Source organism: Streptomyces sp. NPDC020747 (assembly GCF_044334695.1).
Lineage (GTDB): Bacteria > Actinomycetota > Actinomycetes > Streptomycetales > Streptomycetaceae > Streptomyces.
On record NZ_JBIRTJ010000006.1, the window covers coordinates 18,224 to 33,950 of the forward strand.

Below are 15,727 nucleotides of genomic sequence, written 5' to 3' on the forward strand. Positions count from 1 at the left end.
CCCGGCGGCGCACCAGTGACACACCGGCGGCCCGCTACAGGTACTTGGCGTATTCGTCCAGAACGCGCAGTACGTCCCCCTCCCCGGCCGGCGGCAGCTGGAGGACGACCTCCTCGACGCCGAGGTCCGCGTAGTGCGTGAGCTTGCCGGGGGTGGGCAGCACGGCGTACGGCACGAGCTGGAGGGCCTCGGGGTCGCGGCCGGCCTCGGCCCAGGCGGCCCGCAGCACGGGGACGGACTCCGTCAGCCCGCGGCCACCGATCGGCATCCAGCCGTCCGCGTACTCACTGATGTGCGCGAAGAGCTTCGGCCCGGCCGCTCCCCCGACGAGCGTGCGCGGCCCGACGACGGGCCCGCGCGGCTGCTGTACGGGCTTGGGGTGGGCGTGGCTGGGCTTCACGGAGCCGAACTCGCCCTCGTAGCCGGTCGGTTCGGCGGACCACAGGGCCCGCATCAGGGCCATCCGGTCCCGGACCAGCTCCCGCCGCGTGCGCCAGTCGACGCCGTGGTCTGCGGCCTCCTCGACGTTCCAGCCGAAACCGAGGCCGAGGGTGAAACGGCCGCCGGAGAGGTGGTCGAGGGTCGCGATCTGCTTGGCGAGGCCGATCGGGTCGTGCTGGGCGACGAGGGTGATCCCGGTGCCGAGCGCGAGCGAATCGGTGACCGCCGCCGCCTGGCCGAGCGCGACGAAGGGGTCGAGGGTCCGGCCGTACTCGGGCGGCAGCTCACCGCCCGCCGGGTACGGGCTGACGCGCTCCACGGGTATGTGCGTGTGCTCGGGCAGATAGAGCCCGGCGAAGCCGCGCCGCTCCAGCTCACGGGCGAGCAGCGTGGGGGTGATCGTCTCGTCGGTGAGGAAGATCGTCACGGAGATGCGCATGGCACCTTCTCTACCGGCACGAGCCCGAACTGTCCATACCGACCAGTCGGCATTGCACCTGCTTCGCACGATTGCTTCTTATGAGTGCTGCACACCCGAAAACTGCCGATCCCCTTCCCTTGCACCACAGTTCACGGCTGAATACCAGGGTTGTCGTAGCACCCCCGCAGCACCTCAACCGCGACATGCCACTCAGTCACTCACGAGACCCGGGAGCAGCAGACATGTGCGAGGACGACCACAGCGGAGACCAGAGCGGAGACCGCAGCGGTGCCCAGATCGGTGACCACGGCATGGGCAGACGCGCGCTGTTCGTGACGGGAGCCGCCGCCGCGCTTACGTTGGGAAGCGTGAGCTTTCCCAGCGAGGCCGCCGACGCGGCCGACGCGTCCGAGACCCGGACGGTCCGCGGCACCCTGCCCACCGGTTCGCCGGACTTCGTCTACCTGCCCGTCGAAGTCCCGGACGGCGTACGGGAGATCAAGGTCGCGTACACCTACGAGAAGCCCGCCGTTCCGGTGGGCACCGCGGGCAACGCGCTCGACATCGGCGTCTTCGACCAGCGCGGCACCGAGCTGGGCGGCAAGGGCTTCCGCGGCTGGTCGGGCGGAGCGCGCACGGAGTTCTTCATCCGCGCCGACGACGCGACGCCGGGCTACATCCCGGGCCCGGTCGAGGAGGGCACCTGGCACATCGCGCTGGGCCCGTACACCGTGGCCCCGCAGGGACTCCCGTACGAGATCACCATCACGCTGACGTACGGCGAGCCGGGCAAGGTCGTGAAGCCGGTGTACCCGCCGTCGCGGGCCAGGGGCCGCGGGCGTGCCTGGTACCGGGGCGACTGCCATCTGCACTCCTGGTACTCCGACGGCCGCCGCACCCCGGCCGAGATCGCGGCCCTCGCGCGGGCGGCGGGCCTCGACTTCATCAACACCTCCGACCACAACACGCACTCCTCGCACGCCCATTGGGCCCCGGAGGCGGGTGACGACCTGCTGATCATGCTGGGCGAGGAGGTGACGACGAGGAACGGTCACGTCGTCGCGCTCGGCACGGACCCGGGGACCTTCGTCGACTGGCGCTACCGGGCGCGCGACAACCGCTTCGGCAAGTACGCGCGCCGGATCCGCGAGGCCGGCGGCCTGGTCGTGCCCGCCCATCCGCACGCAACCTGCGTCGGCTGCAACTGGAAGTTCGGCTTCGGCGAGGCGGACGCGGTCGAGGTGTGGAACGGCCCGTTCGGCCCCGACGACGAGGTGTCGCTGGCCGACTGGGACAGCATGCTGGTCGCCTCCGTGCGTGAGGGGCGGAGCGGCCGGGACTGGATTCCGGCCATGGGCAACAGCGACGCCCACCGCGACCCCGACCCGGTCGGCACCCCGCAGACCGTCGTCCTCGCCGACGACCTGACCCGCGAGGCGATCCAGGAGGGCATCCGCGCGGGCCGCTCGTACGTCGCGGAGTCGCGGAAGGTGTCGCTGTCGTTCTCCGCGACCGGCCCCAAGGGCGAACACGCGGGAATCGGCGGCCGGTTGAAGGTCGACCGCGACGACCCGGTCACCGTCATCCTGGAGGCCTCGGGCGTGCCGCGCTGCACGGTCCGCTTCGTCACGGACCAGGGTGTGCTCCACACGAGCGCGGTGCTGCCGGTGTCCGGGGCCGGGAGGGTGGAGTGGCGTACGACCGCGCAGTACGCGGCGTACGTGCGGGCGGAGGTGCGGCATGAGGCTGCGGCCGGGCCGTTGCCCGGGGCGTTGGCCGCGTTTACGAATCCGATCTTCCTCGGGCGTGGGTGAGCTGCGCTCGGCCGTTGGTGTGGGGCGTCGGCGGGGTGGTGCGTCGGGTGCGGTGCACTGTGGCCGGTCGCGCCCCGCGGCGAAGCCGCGTATGTCAACGCCCCGCGCCCCGGGAAGGGGCGAGGTGCGCGACCGGCTGCGACGGTTGGTCCGGGCTCACGGAGAAGGCCGTGTCGCCTGCCACGGCCACCAGCGCGTCCTTCACCAGTAGCGTGCTCGGGATTCGGTTCTCCGCCGAGGTGCCCGGGTCGGTCAGCTTGTCGGTGGTCCACTGGACGGCGCCGGTCCTGCGGTCGAGGGCGAGCAGGCGGCCGTAGCGGTTGGCGAAGTAGAGGTCGTCGTACTTCGTGGACAGGACCGGCGCCGACAGGTTCTCGACCTGTGTGTCCTTCTGCCACAGCCGGGCGCCGTCGTCGGCCCCCGTCGCGGTGACGGTTCCGTCGGGGCGGACGAAGTACACGGCGGTGCCGACGAGGCCGGGCAGGCCGCGCGGGGTGCCCTTGAGGGGGATGCGGATGACGTCGCCGTTCTTCGGGTTCACCTGCAGCAGCGCGCTGTACGGCTCGTCCCGGCCGTTGTCCGACTGGGACTCCTCGCTCTGCCGGAGGGCGAACAGCGGCTGCCCGCCGACCGCGCCGAGCGGCTCCGCGAGCAGGGGCAGCTCGGCGAGTTCCCGCGCCGTGCCGTCGGCCGGGGCGAGGCTCAGGAAGCCTGCGTCGCCCTTGAAGGGGTCGTCCTCGTTCACGCAGATCCCGTAGGGGGCACCGCCCAGGACCGTCGGGGCGCAGGCGGTGCCCGCCGACGACTTCGCCGGGGTGCGCCACAGGTTCTTGCCCGTCTTCGGGTCGAGGGCGACGAACTCCGCGCCCTCGCCCGACATCGCCAGGATGCCGCCGTCGAACAGGACAGCGGGGTGGCCGGCGTCGATCGTGCGGGTCCAGACACGCTTCCCGCTGTCGGTGTCGACGCCGACCAGCTCCTGGGTCGAGTACACCGAGTCCTCGTTCGGCTGGACGTGCGTGTAGACGAGCCCGTCCCGGACTCCGAGAGGACGCGCGGCGGCCTGCGAGTTGCTGCCGAACCGCCATTTCACGCGGCCCGAGGTGGCGTCGATCCGGGCGACCGTGAAGCCCGTCCCCGCGCAGTACAGGGAAGCTCCGCCGGAGACACAGCCGGAATCCACGCTGTCCACGTTGGTGACCAGGGACTCGTTCTTCACCGCTCGGGTGAGGTCGGTCCGCCAGGGCTGCCAGCCGGCGGGCAGCGCGGGCGAGGCGGAGGTACCGGCCCCTGACGCACGGTCGCCGAGCCCGCCCTCGGTGGTGTCCGGACCCGACACCAGGTGGTACACCGGCACGGCCGCCGCGGCGACGGCCAGTACCGCGCCGAGCACGAGCAGGCGACGCACCCGGCGCCCGCGGCCGGCGGCGGCGCCCGTCGCGGTCGTGTCGGCGGTCGTCGTGTCGGCAGTCGTCGTGGCGGCAGGTCCATGGGGGCCATCCCCGTTCCCCGGCACGCTCGGCAGGTGTGCCACGCCCGGCCCGGCAGGGGCGGCCGTGTCCGGCAGGGATCCGAACAACGCCTGCAGTTCGGCCAGTTGAGGCCGGGCGGCCGGGTCCTTGTCCAGACAGCGCTCGGCGATGCCCCGCAACGGCTGCGGGACGCCGTCCAGGGACGGCGGCTCGTTCATCACCTGGTAGCCCGTCACATACGGGCTGCCGGCGTCGAAGGGGCCGTTGCCCGTGGCCGCGAACACCAGGAGCGAGCCCAGCGAGAACACGTCGGAGGCCGCGGTGACGTCCCGGGGCGAGACGAACTGTTCCGGCGACATGAAAGGCGGGGTGCCGATCAGCCGCCCGGTCACGGTGAGGGCCTGGTTGTCGGCGGCGCGCGAGATGCCGAAGTCGATGACGCGCGGGCCGTCCCCGGCCATCAGGACGTTGCTCGGCTTCAGGTCCCTGTGCACCACACCGGCCTGGTGGATGTCACGCAGCGCCTCGACGAGCCCCAGCGCGAGCGCGCGCAGTTCCCGCCCGCCCAACGGCCCTTCCTTGTCCACCTTCTGGGACAGCGTGAGGCCCGGCACGTACAGCGTCGCCATCCAGGGCAGTTCGGCGTCCGGGTCGGCGTCCACCACCGGGGCGGTGAACGCCCCGCTCACCCGGCGGGCCGACACGATCTCCTGCCGGAAACGGGCCCGGAACTCCTCGTCCAGCGCGTACTGCGCGTGCACGACCTTGACCGCGACCTGCCGGCCCGAGGCGGAGTGCCCCAGGTACACGACCCCCATGCCGCCGCTGCCCAGCCGGTCGACGAGCGCGTAGCCGCCTATCGACCCGATGGGCCCCGGCTCCCCGGCGTGCGGCGGCATGTTAGGCGCCTTCCGCGATGCGGGCCTGCTGGAGGGACGTCAGCCTCTTCACGAAGAGGATGGCCACGACGACCGTCAGTACGCCGGTAAGGTTGGTGAACTGCACGTCGAGGATGACGCGAGTGGCGTCGAGGGCGGAGTCCTGGTCGTACCAGCTGCTGGTCGAGGCGTTCGCGTACGCCAGGACGTAGAAGAGCCAGAACCACCACCAGGTGTGCAGCCGCCACCGCCCGGCGCCCTTCGGCCGGCCGGTCGTCACCGTCCAGACGTCGTTGCCGATCTGCTTGGGCATGTAGAGGTTGACGAACGGAATGAACCAGGAGCCGGCCGCCATCCCGCGTGAGTGACGGACGCGCCCCGGCTCGAAGGCCTCGGCGTTGTTGCGCATGCGCCGGAACCAGAACAGCCACACGATCACGACGGCCGTGCCCACCAGCGCGTCGAGGAGCTCGGACGCCACCGACGCCAGTTTCAGGGCCTCGAAGTCCGTGGCGGCGTTCGGGGCGGACCCGGCGTCCACCGCGCCGAGCTGGACGTCGGCCACCAGGAGGACGACGACCCGGAGCAGCAGGGGCAGCGTGTAGAGGCCGAGCAGCACGGACAGCACCGCCGCCAGCCCCTTTGCCGAACGGGCGGAAACCTGCCGGGAGTTGGACAGCCGACGGGAGTCGGGCAGGGAGTGGTGCTGCGCCTGCGGCCCGCCCTGCGGAAAGCCCTGTGGCCCGCCCTGCGGGAAGCCGTCCGGCGGGAGACTGTCAGGTTGGAGGCCGCCCGACCGACCCGACTGAAAGCCGTCCTGCGGGAGGCTACCCGGCTGGGGACTGCCCGGCGGGGGGCTGCTCTGCCACGGGGGCCTCGACGGGTCGAACGCGACGGGCGGACCGAAGCCCTGCACCGGGGCTGGGGCAGGTGCGGGCCAGGCCGCGGGTGCGGGACTCTGCGCGAGGCCCTGTACCGGGGCCGGACTCTGCGCGGCGGCGGCTCCCTGGCCGGGGCCCGTCGCCTGTCCGGCGAGTGCGTGGCTCTGCGGGTCCTCGCTGTTCAGGAGCCGTACGGCGTGCCGGCCCAGCTCGGCCAGCACCTCGCCCGGCAGCCACGCGCCGCCCGTGCCCTCCGCACCCTCGATGCCGTCGATGGACGTCAACAGCATGTCCAGCGTGGGCCGTTGGGCCGGGTCCTTGTCGAGGCACGCCGATATCAGCCCGTTCCACGGCTCGGGTATCCCCACGATGTCCGCCTCCCCCGACGCGATGCGGAAGAGCAGCGAGTGGATCCCGCCCTCGCCGGCGCCGAAGGGCAGCCGCCCCGTCACGGTGTACGCCAGCACGGCGCCGAGGCAGAAGACGTCACTCGCGAACGTCACCCGCTCCCCGCGCACCTGCTCGGGCGACATGAAGCCCGGCGACCCCACGACAACGCCCGTCATGGTGAGGCCGGCGCCGGGCTGGGTGGTCGTGTCGAGGGCGCGCGCGATGCCGAAGTCGATGACGCGGGGCCCGTCGATCGTCACCAGCACGTTGGTGGGCTTGAGGTCGCGGTGCACGAGCCCCGCGCCGTGGATGGCCTGGAGCGCGCGGACGAGCCCGATCGCCAGCGCCCGTACGGACTTCGGAGGCAGCGGCCCGTACTGCTTGTCCACCACCTCGGCGAGCGAGGGCCCGGCGACGTAGCCGGTGGCGACCCAGGGCGTCGGCGCCTCGGTGTCGGCGTCGAGCACGGGTGCCGTCCACTCGCCGCCGACCCGCTGTGCGGCCTTCACCTCCAGCGCGAAGCGCTGCCTGAAGTCCGGCGTGCGGGCCAGCTCCTCCTTGACGACCTTGACCGCGACCGTACGGCCGCGCTCGGAACGGGCCAGGTACACCCGGCCCATGCCGCCTTCACCCAGTCTGCCGAGCAGTCGATAACCACCGATCCAGCCCGGATCAGCCGGGTCCAACCCATCCATGCGTGCTCCCTCTCCCCCGGCGGCCCGTTCGCCTGAGGATAGGGGAGGGGTGCGAGCGGCGTGTGGGAGACCTGTGTCTATCGACGGCCATATACCGATTGGCCGTCCTGTACCTGTCGGTACTCCTGTATGCAGGGGCAGTTCTGCACTTATGGACAGTACCCAAGGGCAACTCCGCACCTATCGGCAGTACGTGTCCCTGGCGGGCCGTTCCCCCGTCGCCAGGAAGCGGGTGACGGCCGCGTCCCCGCAGGCGTTGCCGTTGCCGAGGTAGGCGTCGTGTCCGGTGGCGTTCACGGTCACCATGACGGCACGCCTGCCGAGGGCGGCGCGGAGCTCGCGGGCACCGGCGAGCGGGGCGGCGGGGTCGCGCTCGTTCTGGACCATGAGGACGGTGGAGGGGCCGCGGTCGGTGATCCGTACCGGGTCCTGCTTCGGCGGATACGGCCAGGCGGCACAGAGGGTCGCGTTCCTCGGCATCCCGGCGGTCAGCGGGTACTTGGCGCGGCTCTCGTCGACCTCCTTCTGGTAACGGGCGGCCGACGAGGGCCACTTGCCCTCGTTGCAGAAGGTCGCGGAGGCGACGGCCAGGCCGTTCTGCAACAGCGCCTCCGGGGGCGCCTCGGGCGCGGGCGGCACGGTGCCCTTCCGGGCGGCCAGGATCAGCCGGGCCGCCGCCGGGAAGCCCTCGGGGTCGTAGAACGCGTCGAGCAGGCTCTGCCGCAGCACGTTGCCGTTCAGCTCGGCCGGACTGGCGCCGGGCCAGGGGATCGGCTCACGGTCGAGGCGTGCGGCGAGCCGCAGGAACATCGGCCGCACCTCGGCCGCCGTGTCGGCCAGCCGGTACGGATTCCCGGGCGCCGAGGCCCACTTGGCGAACTCGGGGAAGACGTCCTCGACGCCCTGCTCGAACCCGGCCCACAAACCACGGGAGACCTGGCCGTCGTGGGCGTCCGCGTTGGCGTCCAGATTGCTGTCCAGGACGAACCGGTCGGTGCGGTGGGGGAACAACTGGCTGTAGACGGCGCCGAGATAGGAGCCGTAGGAGACGCCCCAGGCGGACAGCTTCCGCTCGCCGAGCGCCGCCCGGATCCGGTCGACGTCGTGCGCGTTGGCGACGGTACCGATGTGCCGCAGCAACTCCCCGCCGTTGCGCTCACAGGCGCCGGCCATCCGCCGGGCGGCGGTCATGTTCCCGGCGACGGACCCGTCCGGGCCGACGGGCCACGGCCGGAACACGGACGCGGCCAGGTCCCGCCGCTCGAACCCACAACTCACCGGCGCGGAACGCCCGTTGCCCCGAGGGTCGAACACGACCAGGTCGTACGCCTCCCGCACCTGCCGGGGCAGTGTCCGTGCCTTCGCCGACTGCTCTTCGAGACTGCTGCCGCCGGGCCCGCCGGGTATCAGCAGTAAGACCCCGCGGCGTACGGCCGGCTTCTCGCTCCGGATTCGGGAGACGGCGATACCGATCTCCTCGCCCCCGGGGTCGGCGTAGTCCATGGGCACGTCGACGGTCGCGCACTCCTGCCCCTGGCCGAACCCGCTCCCCTCGCATTTCACCCAGTCAAGAGGCTTGGTTCGTACGGCAGTCGGGGCGGTCGAAGCGGTCGCGGTGAGCGGCAGGGTGAGCCCGAGCACCACGCCGGAGACGGCGGTCAGGGCGATGTTTCGCTTGCTCTTGTTCATCATGGGAAGAGCCTCGCGAATCCGCGCCGACCTGCCCATGCGGCCACCCGGCCTCTCCCCACGGCGGTTTCCCGAACCGGCGGCATCACGGGAGAGGTGCCGGAGCCGACCGGCACGCCCCGGCCGGGCACGACCCGGCACGGCGTGGTCAGCGGCTCAGCAGGTCGTCCAGTTCGGCCGCGTACAGCAGCGCGGGGTCGAAGCCCATCCCCGTGAAGTGACCGGCGAGCTCCAGGGACAGGACGCCGTGCAGGCGGGTCCAGAGGGCCAGGCCCCGGTGGAGTACGGCGGGCGGGGCGGGGTGGCCGGCCGCCCACTGGCGGTGGCTTTCGAGGTGGGTGTCGAACGGCGTCGCGGGACGGTCCGAGGGCAGTGCGGCGCAGGCGTCGAGCAGGGTCGCCATGATGTCCTGCGCGATTCCGGTGACGTCGTCCGGCGCGTGATAACCGGGTACGGGTGTGCCGTAGACGAGGAAGTAGCGGTGGGGGTCCGCGAGGGCCCACTCGCGCAGGGCGTGCGCGAGTGCGGTGAGGTCGGCGCCGGACTCGGCGGCTGCCTTGAGGGTCTCGGCGAGGCTGCTGTACGCGTCCCTGATCAGCTCGGTGATCAGCTCGTCGCGGCCGGCGAAGTACCGGTAGAGCGCGGGGCCGCTCATGCCCAGCTGCTTGGCGATCGCGTTGAGGGAGAGCGCGGTCGCGCCCGCCGTGGCGATCTGCTCCCACGCGCGTTCCTTGATCTCCGTACGCACCTGGGTGCGGTAGCGCTCTCGCGGGGTCGTCGTACCGGTCTCCGCCATGACCTGCCGCCTTCCGTGCTCGTGGGGACGCTCGTCAGATACAAGCTCAAGATTTAGTTAGAGGCTATCACTGAAGCCCTTGACGTCACCTTTCTCGTGGAGTTATAACTTCTAACAGAAGCGAGAGAGAGTAACTCACGCGGAACCCGAACACAGAGCGCGGAAAACAGAGCGCAGAACACAGTGGAGGCAGTCATGAACGCCGAAGGACTCGTCGAGGTCGTCCTGCCGGGCAAGGTGGAGCCGGAAGGGCTGGAGATCCGGCACGGAGCCGTACCCACCGCGGGCCCCGGCCAGGTCCTGATCCGGATGGAGGCGACCGGCGTCTCCTTCGCCGAGCAGCAGATGCGCCGCGGCCGCTACTACGACCAGCCGGATTTCCCCTTCGTCCCCGGCTACGACCTGGTCGGGACCGTGGCCGCGACCGGTGAGGGCGTCGAGCCGGGCCTGGCCGGCACCCGGGTGGCCGCGCTGGTCAAGGTCGGCGGCTGGGCCAGCCACGTACTCGTCGACGCGGCGGACGTCGTGCCGGTGCCCGACGGGGTCGGCGCGGCGGAGGCCGAGACGCTGGTGGTCAACGGCATCACCGCCTGGCAGATGCTGCACCGCAAGGCCCGCGTCCGCGCCGGGCAGACCGTCCTGGTGCACGGCGCCAACGGCGGCGTCGGCTCGGTCCTGGTCCAGCTTGCCCGGGCCGCGGGCGCGAAGGTGATCGGCACGGCGTCCGCGCGCCACCACGACGCGCTGCGGGCCCAGGGCGTCACCCCCGTCGACTACCGCACCGAGGACATCCCCGCCCGGGTCCGTGAACTCGCCCCCGGCGGAGTGGACGCCGTCTTCGACCACGTCGGCGGGCGCAGCGCGACCGACTCCTGGCACCTCCTCGCGCCCGGCGGCACGCTCGTCTCCTACGGCAGCGCCTCCACCCGGGACGACGAGGGCTCCAAGCAGCTGCCCGTACTCAAGCTGCTCGGCCGGATCTGGCTGTGGAACGCGCTGCCCAACCGCCGCCGCGCCTACTTCTTCAACATCTGGGCCGGACGGGCCCTGGGCAAGAACCGGTTCCGGGCCCGGCTGCGCGCCGACCTCACCCAGGTCCTCGCGGCCCTCCAGCGCGGTGACATCACCGCCCGGATCGCCGCGCAGCTGCCGCTCTCCCGCGTCGCCGACGCCCTGCGTCTGGCCGAGTCCGGCACCGTCGCCGGAAAGATCGTCCTGAACCCGTAGTACGCCCTCGGCCGCAACCCCGGCGGGCCGAACCGGCCGCCCGAGCCCTATCCTCACGACCGGTCGATCAATCGACCGACCGACGGCCTCGGCCGACAACCGTCCAGGACGAGGATCACAACGACATGTCACGCCTCCACGAGACCAAGTTCCGCGTCGTCACGACGATCCAGCGGTGGGTCGCCAACCCGGTGTCCAGACTGCTGCCGTTCCAGACGCTGTTGGAGACCACCGGGCGCAAGTCGGGGCTGCCGCGACGGACACCGGTCGGCGGGCGGCGGATCGGCCAGGAGTTCTGGATCGTGTCCGAGTACGGCGAGAAGTCGCAGTACGTGCGGAACATCCAGGCGAACCCGAGCGTGCGCGTCCGCGACAAGGGCCGGTGGCACCACGGCACCGCCCACCTGCTGCACGAGGACGACGCCCGCACCCGGCTGAAGTCCCTCCCCCGCATGAACAGCGCCGCGGTCCGGGCGGTCGGCACGAACCTGCTGACCGTGCGGGTGGATCTGACGGACTGAGCTCGGCCGACGAAACCGCCTAGGCCGCCCGCCGCCAGACCGTCAGGTCCCCGGAAACGAAACCAATGTCCGGCAGCACCGTCGACTTCACCTGGACCACGAACAGTCCGATGTCTCCGGAAGGTTGCTTGAAGCAGATCTCGCTGCCGGCCGCCACGATCGCGAGCGGGAGCTTGTGCTCGGCGTCGGCGAGGGCAATGCGGCACGACTCGATGGTGGCGCCCGGCGTCTCTGAGGGCACCCAGTTGATCACACTCGTGTCGCTCTCCAGCGCGCAGGTCTGCCTGCAGACGAAGCGGATGTCCGCCTTGCGCTCGTTGGCGCTCCTGGTGTCCTTGATGTCCTTGTCGGCCTTGGCGTAGCGGTAGGGATCCTTCATATCCAGGGGTTTCGTCGCACTCAGCATCAGCACGGGGTACGCGATCGCCTTCGGCGGCCCGGACGCGGTCGGGGAGGGGCTCGACGCCCCTCCTGATGTCCGGCCCCCGGCTCCCGACCCCGAGGACCGCCCGGATGCCGATGAGGACGCCGATGAGGACGCCGACGACCGTTCGGAGTCCCCCGAGCCGGACGTCGAGGACTCGGCCGCGTTCCGGTCGCGGAGCCGGTCCGACACGTCCAGGGTCGTCCATGCCACGCCCGCCGCCAGCAGCGCACCCACCGTCGCGACGGCCAAGAGAATCCTGGTACGCCGTCCGAGGGGCCGCCGCTCGTCCGGCCCCCTCGGCTGAGGACGCCGCTGCAGCTGCGGCTGCGGGAGCAACGGCATCGTGTGCACCGGGGTCGGGTGGGGAACCGGGGACGGAACCGTCACCTCCGGTCCCATCACCTCCCGCCAGACGGCCGGCCCGGCGCCCGCGTCGGCGTCCCGGCCCAGCCGCTGCCGACACCACTCGACGACCTCCGCCGGAGTGGCCCGCTCCCCCGGGTCGGCCGCCAGGCACCTGGCCATCAGCGGACGGAGCTGCGCGGGCAGCAGGGACAGGTCGGGTTCCGAGTGCACGATCCGGTACAGCACTCCGACCGAGTTGCCGTCCCCGTACAACGGCTCGCCCAGCGCCGCGAACGCCGCTGTCTGGCCGAGCGCGAACACGTCGGTCGCCGTCGTGACCTCGCCCCCGGACGCCTGCTCGGGAGCCATGAACTGGGGCGTGCCGACGGTGGCTCCCGTGGCTGTGTGCGAGGTGATGCCCGCGGCCAGCGAGATACCGAAGTCGATCACCCGCGGCCCGTCGGCGGCCAGCAGCACGTTGGACGGCTTCAGGTCCCGGTGCACGATTCCGGCGGCATGGATGGCCTGGAGGGCCTCGGCCACCCCCGCCATCAGCCACAGCACCGCGGGCACCGGCAGTGGTCCGCGCCGGGCGACGGCCTCCGCCAGCGAGGGGCCGGGCACGTACAGCGTGGCCAGCCAGGGCGGTACGCCGTCCGCGTCGCCGTCGATCAGCTCCGCGGTGTACGCGCCCCGGACCCGCTGGGCCGCCTTTATCTCCCTGCGGAACCCCCGCCGGAAGGTCGGGTCGTCGGCCAGCTCCGGCCGGATCACCTTGATCGCCACCGGTCTGCCGCCCTGGGTGTGCGACAGATAGACCCGGCCCATGCCTCCCGCGCCGAGCCGGGCGGCGAGGCGGTAGCCGGCCACCGTCGGCGGATCGTCCGCCTGCAGTGGCTGGAACACCTCAGTCGCGTGGTCCATCGGTCCCCGTCCCCTGTCCCCCGGTCGGAGCGGAAGGCACGGTGCCCGGCCACCCCGTCAAGATCGTACGAACTGGGAATTCAAGCACGACGGCGCCGAATTCGTGACCCGGTTCGGGAGTCGACCCCGAGTTCCCACGAAGGGCGTCGGGTCCGGCATGGAGAGGAGAAGGGAGAGGAGAACCGCCTAGCTCCGGGGGGCGTTCGAGATGCGGTCCAGCCACTCCGTGAGCAGGGCGTCCTCGGCGGGGCTGAGGACCGGGGCCTGGGCCTGGGCCTGGCGGAGGAGGGCGTTCAGCCGGGCCGCCGTGGCGGGGAGGCGGGACTCGTCGGCGTCGGTCGTTCCTGCCGCTCCTGCCGTCTTCGGCGCTTCCGCCTCGGGTGTCGAGGGGTCGGGGGACGCTGTCGGAGCCGTCATCACGTCCGGTGTGAAGACCGTGGCGTGGACCCCGTCCCGCAGCCGGCGGGACACCGAGACGTCGGTGAACGTCGCCGGGCGGGAGACCAGCATCAGGGCCACGCCGACGCTGGCGGACATGATGATCTGGGCGGCCAGCTCGGGGGCGAGGCGCAACTTGCCTTGTTCGGCGGCCCGTTGGAGGTCCGCCGTGAGGATGCGGTGGGACTCCAGGGCCGCCGCCGGGGGCGTACGCATCGCCGGGGAGTTCATCAGGCGGTACAGGTTCGGGTTGTGCAGGGCGAACTCGACGTGGGTGTCCCAGCCGTCCCGCAGGTCCTGGACGGGGTCCGTGTCGGGGGCGCGGTCGCGCTTGGTCGCGAGGTACTTGTCCCAGCCGTGGTCGACGACCGCCGACAGGAGGCCCTCCTTGTCCCCGAAGTGGCGGTAGAGGGCGGGAGCGCCGACACCTGCCGCCTCGCACACGGCCCGGGTGGAGACGTCCCCGTCCGGCGACTCGGCGACGAGGGCCGCCGCCACTTCGAGAATGCGCGCTTTCGTACTCACGGGAGCGACGCTAGCCGACGCGGTCCGGGCCGGGGTCACGCCGCCGTCCCGTGCGGGGCGAGGAGGTCGTCCAGGCCTATGCGGGTCAGGAACTCGGCGCGGATGCGGTCCGCGACCAGGCTGACCTCCTCCGACCCGTCGTTCGCGGGGTCGACGTGGACCCGGAAGGGCCGCTCGCCGTGCGGGGTGTCGACGACCTCGACGATCGCGTCGGCCACCAGGGACGCGGGGGCGTCGGCGGGCGCGAGGGCGGCGAGGCGCTGGGCGACCTGGTCCATCAGGCCCGCGTACCGCTCCTCGTAGGCGGGCAGGACCGCCTGCTCGGCGGGGTGGCCGCCGGTCGCGAAGTGGTTCGTGCCCGAGGTGAAGGCGCCCGGCACGACGATGGTCGTCTCTATGCCGAAGCGGGCCAGCTCGGCCGCGTACGACACCGCGAGCGCGTCCGTCGCGGCCTTCGCGGCGAAGTACGGCGCGAGGTAGGGCGGGGTGCCGCCCCGGGTCGAGGTCGAGCCGATCCAGAGCACCAGGCCGTGCTCCTGGGCCCGCAGGCGGGGCAGCGCGGCGCGGTTGACCCGCTGGGTGCCGAGCACGTTCGTGTCGTACACCGCGGCCAGTTCCTCGGGGGTGAAGGCCTCGGTCGGGCCGGTCACCATGTGGCCCGCGTTGTGGACGACCACGTCCAGCGTGCCGGCCTCGGACAGGACCGTGGCGACGGCGGCGTCCGCGGACTCCTGCGAGAGGACGTCCAACTCGACCGTCCGCAGATCCACTTGGTGCTCGGCCGCGTACGCCTCGGCCTCCGCGACCCGGCTCGCGTTGCGCCCTGCCGTGTCGCGCATCGCCGCGTAGACCGTGTGACCCGCGTCGGCCAGCGCCCGTGCGGCGAGCGCGCCGAATCCCGAACCGGCGCCCGTGATGACGATCGTCCTGCCCATGACGGAACTCCTGAGGAGAGAAGGGGGCTTAGGCGATGCCGCCGTTGGCGCGGAGCACCTGGCCGTTGACCCAGCGGCCGGCCGGGCCGGCGAGGAAGGACACGACCCCGGCGATGTCGTCCGGGGTGCCGAGGCGCTCCAGCGGCGGCTGGGCGGCCATCCTCGCGATGGTCTCCTCGTCCTTGCCGTCCAGGAACAGGGCGGTGGCGGTCGGGCCGGGGGCCACCGCGTTCACCGTGATGTCCCGGCCGCGCAGCTCGCGGGCGAGGATCAGCGTCATGGCCTCGACGGCGCCCTTGCTGGCGGCGTACGCGCTGTAGCCGGGGATGGCGAGGGCCAGCACGGAGCTGGAGAAGTTGACGACCGCGCCGCCCTCGCGGAGCCGGCGCACGGCCTGCTGGTCGACGACGAACGTGCCGCGGATGTTCGTGCGGTGCATCCGGTCCAGGGCGTCGAGGTCGAAGTCGGCGAGCGGGGCCAGTGTCATGACGCCGGCCGCGTGGACGACCACGTCGACCCCGCCGTACGTCGACTCCGCGGCGTCGAAGAGCGCCGCCACCTCGGTCTCGTCCGCCACGTCGGCCCGGAAGGCGAGCGCCCGCCCGCCCGCCTCGGTGATCGCCGCGACCGTCTTGTCGGCCTCGGTCTGATTCCCCGCGAAGTTCACGACGACCGCGAAGCCGTCACCCGCGAGCCGCTCCGCGGTCTCACGGCCGATACCGCGGGACCCGCCGGTGACGATCGCGACGCGGTCAGTGGTGGGAGTGGGGGTGATGGGCTGCTGGTCGCTCATGCCGGTGCTCCTGTCGTGGCGGGGGAACGGGTTTCACTCCCCGACAGAAGCAACGCTAACACCGATTCGATAGCAACGCTACCCTCGGCCGTAGCATCGCTACGGTGTCGTGGTC

At 72.1% G+C, this 15,727-nt stretch carries 12 protein-coding genes; 3 read left to right on the forward strand and 9 right to left on the reverse strand.

The genetic code is table 11. The features are described 5' to 3' along the window. Window positions 1-34: 34 nt before the first annotated feature. Window positions 35-880: an LLM class F420-dependent oxidoreductase gene (locus tag ACH4YP_RS17525; RefSeq protein ID WP_361051041.1), complete on the reverse strand. Its 846-nt coding sequence runs from the start codon at window positions 878-880 to the stop codon at window positions 35-37. A gap of 224 nt (window positions 881-1,104) precedes the next feature. Here ACH4YP_RS17525 and ACH4YP_RS17530 point away from each other — a divergent pair, with 224 nt between their 5' ends. Continuing rightward, entirely contained in the window at window positions 1,105-2,676 is a 1,572-nt protein-coding gene (locus tag ACH4YP_RS17530; protein ID WP_398491089.1) for a CehA/McbA family metallohydrolase, read from the forward strand. 94 nt (window positions 2,677-2,770) lie between these two features. Here ACH4YP_RS17530 and ACH4YP_RS17535 read toward each other — a convergent pair whose 3' ends face one another. The 4 genes from ACH4YP_RS17535 to ACH4YP_RS17550 all read right to left on the reverse strand — a co-directional run bounded on the left by ACH4YP_RS17535 (window position 2,771) and on the right by ACH4YP_RS17550 (window position 9,477). Next, window positions 2,771-5,047 carry a PQQ-binding-like beta-propeller repeat protein gene (locus ACH4YP_RS17535; RefSeq protein WP_398491090.1) on the reverse strand — a complete coding sequence of 759 codons (2,277 nt, stop codon included), beginning with the start codon at window positions 5,045-5,047 and terminating at the stop codon, window positions 2,771-2,773. A gap of 1 nt (window position 5,048) precedes the next feature. After that, window positions 5,049-6,992 carry a DUF4328 domain-containing protein gene (locus ACH4YP_RS17540; RefSeq protein WP_398491091.1) on the reverse strand — a complete coding sequence of 648 codons (1,944 nt, stop codon included), beginning with the start codon at window positions 6,990-6,992 and terminating at the stop codon, window positions 5,049-5,051. A 180-nt stretch (window positions 6,993-7,172) separates the two neighbouring features. Then, a complete protein-coding gene (locus tag ACH4YP_RS17545) occupies window positions 7,173-8,684 on the reverse strand; it encodes an alpha/beta hydrolase (RefSeq protein WP_398491092.1) in 1,512 nt (503 codons plus the stop codon). A 145-nt stretch (window positions 8,685-8,829) separates the two neighbouring features. After that, window positions 8,830-9,477, reverse strand: coding sequence for a TetR/AcrR family transcriptional regulator (locus ACH4YP_RS17550; protein ID WP_398491093.1), 648 nt, complete (start codon window positions 9,475-9,477; stop codon window positions 8,830-8,832). 195 nt (window positions 9,478-9,672) lie between these two features. Between ACH4YP_RS17550 and ACH4YP_RS17555 the strand changes: the two genes are divergently transcribed. Both ACH4YP_RS17555 and ACH4YP_RS17560 read left to right on the forward strand, forming a co-directional pair. Next, window positions 9,673-10,704: a medium chain dehydrogenase/reductase family protein gene (locus tag ACH4YP_RS17555; RefSeq protein ID WP_361051029.1), complete on the forward strand. Its 1,032-nt coding sequence runs from the start codon at window positions 9,673-9,675 to the stop codon at window positions 10,702-10,704. 125 nt (window positions 10,705-10,829) lie between these two features. Then, window positions 10,830-11,225, forward strand: coding sequence for a nitroreductase/quinone reductase family protein (locus tag ACH4YP_RS17560; RefSeq protein ID WP_361051026.1), 396 nt, complete (start codon window positions 10,830-10,832; stop codon window positions 11,223-11,225). A 19-nt stretch (window positions 11,226-11,244) separates the two neighbouring features. Here the strand turns inward: ACH4YP_RS17560 and ACH4YP_RS17565 are convergent, their stop codons facing one another. The 4 genes from ACH4YP_RS17565 to ACH4YP_RS17580 form a co-directional block, all read right to left on the reverse strand. Beyond that, window positions 11,245-12,921, reverse strand: a complete 1,677-nt coding sequence (locus ACH4YP_RS17565; RefSeq protein WP_398491094.1) for a serine/threonine-protein kinase — start codon at window positions 12,919-12,921, stop codon at window positions 11,245-11,247. A gap of 186 nt (window positions 12,922-13,107) precedes the next feature. Next, window positions 13,108-13,884, reverse strand: coding sequence for a TetR/AcrR family transcriptional regulator (locus tag ACH4YP_RS17570; protein WP_398491095.1), 777 nt, complete (start codon window positions 13,882-13,884; stop codon window positions 13,108-13,110). A 35-nt stretch (window positions 13,885-13,919) separates the two neighbouring features. Beyond that, complete coding sequence (locus ACH4YP_RS17575; RefSeq protein WP_361051017.1) at window positions 13,920-14,819, reverse strand: SDR family NAD(P)-dependent oxidoreductase; 900 nt, start codon at window positions 14,817-14,819, stop codon at window positions 13,920-13,922. Between the two features lie 28 nt (window positions 14,820-14,847). Next, window positions 14,848-15,612, reverse strand: a complete 765-nt coding sequence (locus ACH4YP_RS17580) for an SDR family oxidoreductase (protein ID WP_361051014.1) — start codon at window positions 15,610-15,612, stop codon at window positions 14,848-14,850. Window positions 15,613-15,727: the final 115 nt, after the last annotated feature.

Coding starts and splice junctions, on each gene's coding strand:
- ACH4YP_RS17525 (WP_361051041.1), bottom strand. CDS start 880: ATGCGCATCTCCGTGACGATCTTCCTCACCGACGAGACGATCACCCCC.
- ACH4YP_RS17530 (WP_398491089.1), top strand. CDS start 1,105: ATGTGCGAGGACGACCACAGCGGAGACCAGAGCGGAGACCGCAGCGGT.
- ACH4YP_RS17535 (WP_398491090.1), bottom strand. CDS start 5,047: ATGCCGCCGCACGCCGGGGAGCCGGGGCCCATCGGGTCGATAGGCGGC.
- ACH4YP_RS17540 (WP_398491091.1), bottom strand. CDS start 6,992: ATGGATGGGTTGGACCCGGCTGATCCGGGCTGGATCGGTGGTTATCGA.
- ACH4YP_RS17545 (WP_398491092.1), bottom strand. CDS start 8,684: ATGATGAACAAGAGCAAGCGAAACATCGCCCTGACCGCCGTCTCCGGC.
- ACH4YP_RS17550 (WP_398491093.1), bottom strand. CDS start 9,477: ATGGCGGAGACCGGTACGACGACCCCGCGAGAGCGCTACCGCACCCAG.
- ACH4YP_RS17555 (WP_361051029.1), top strand. CDS start 9,673: ATGAACGCCGAAGGACTCGTCGAGGTCGTCCTGCCGGGCAAGGTGGAG.
- ACH4YP_RS17560 (WP_361051026.1), top strand. CDS start 10,830: ATGTCACGCCTCCACGAGACCAAGTTCCGCGTCGTCACGACGATCCAG.
- ACH4YP_RS17565 (WP_398491094.1), bottom strand. CDS start 12,921: ATGGACCACGCGACTGAGGTGTTCCAGCCACTGCAGGCGGACGATCCG.
- ACH4YP_RS17575 (WP_361051017.1), bottom strand. CDS start 14,819: ATGGGCAGGACGATCGTCATCACGGGCGCCGGTTCGGGATTCGGCGCG.
- ACH4YP_RS17580 (WP_361051014.1), bottom strand. CDS start 15,612: ATGAGCGACCAGCAGCCCATCACCCCCACTCCCACCACTGACCGCGTC.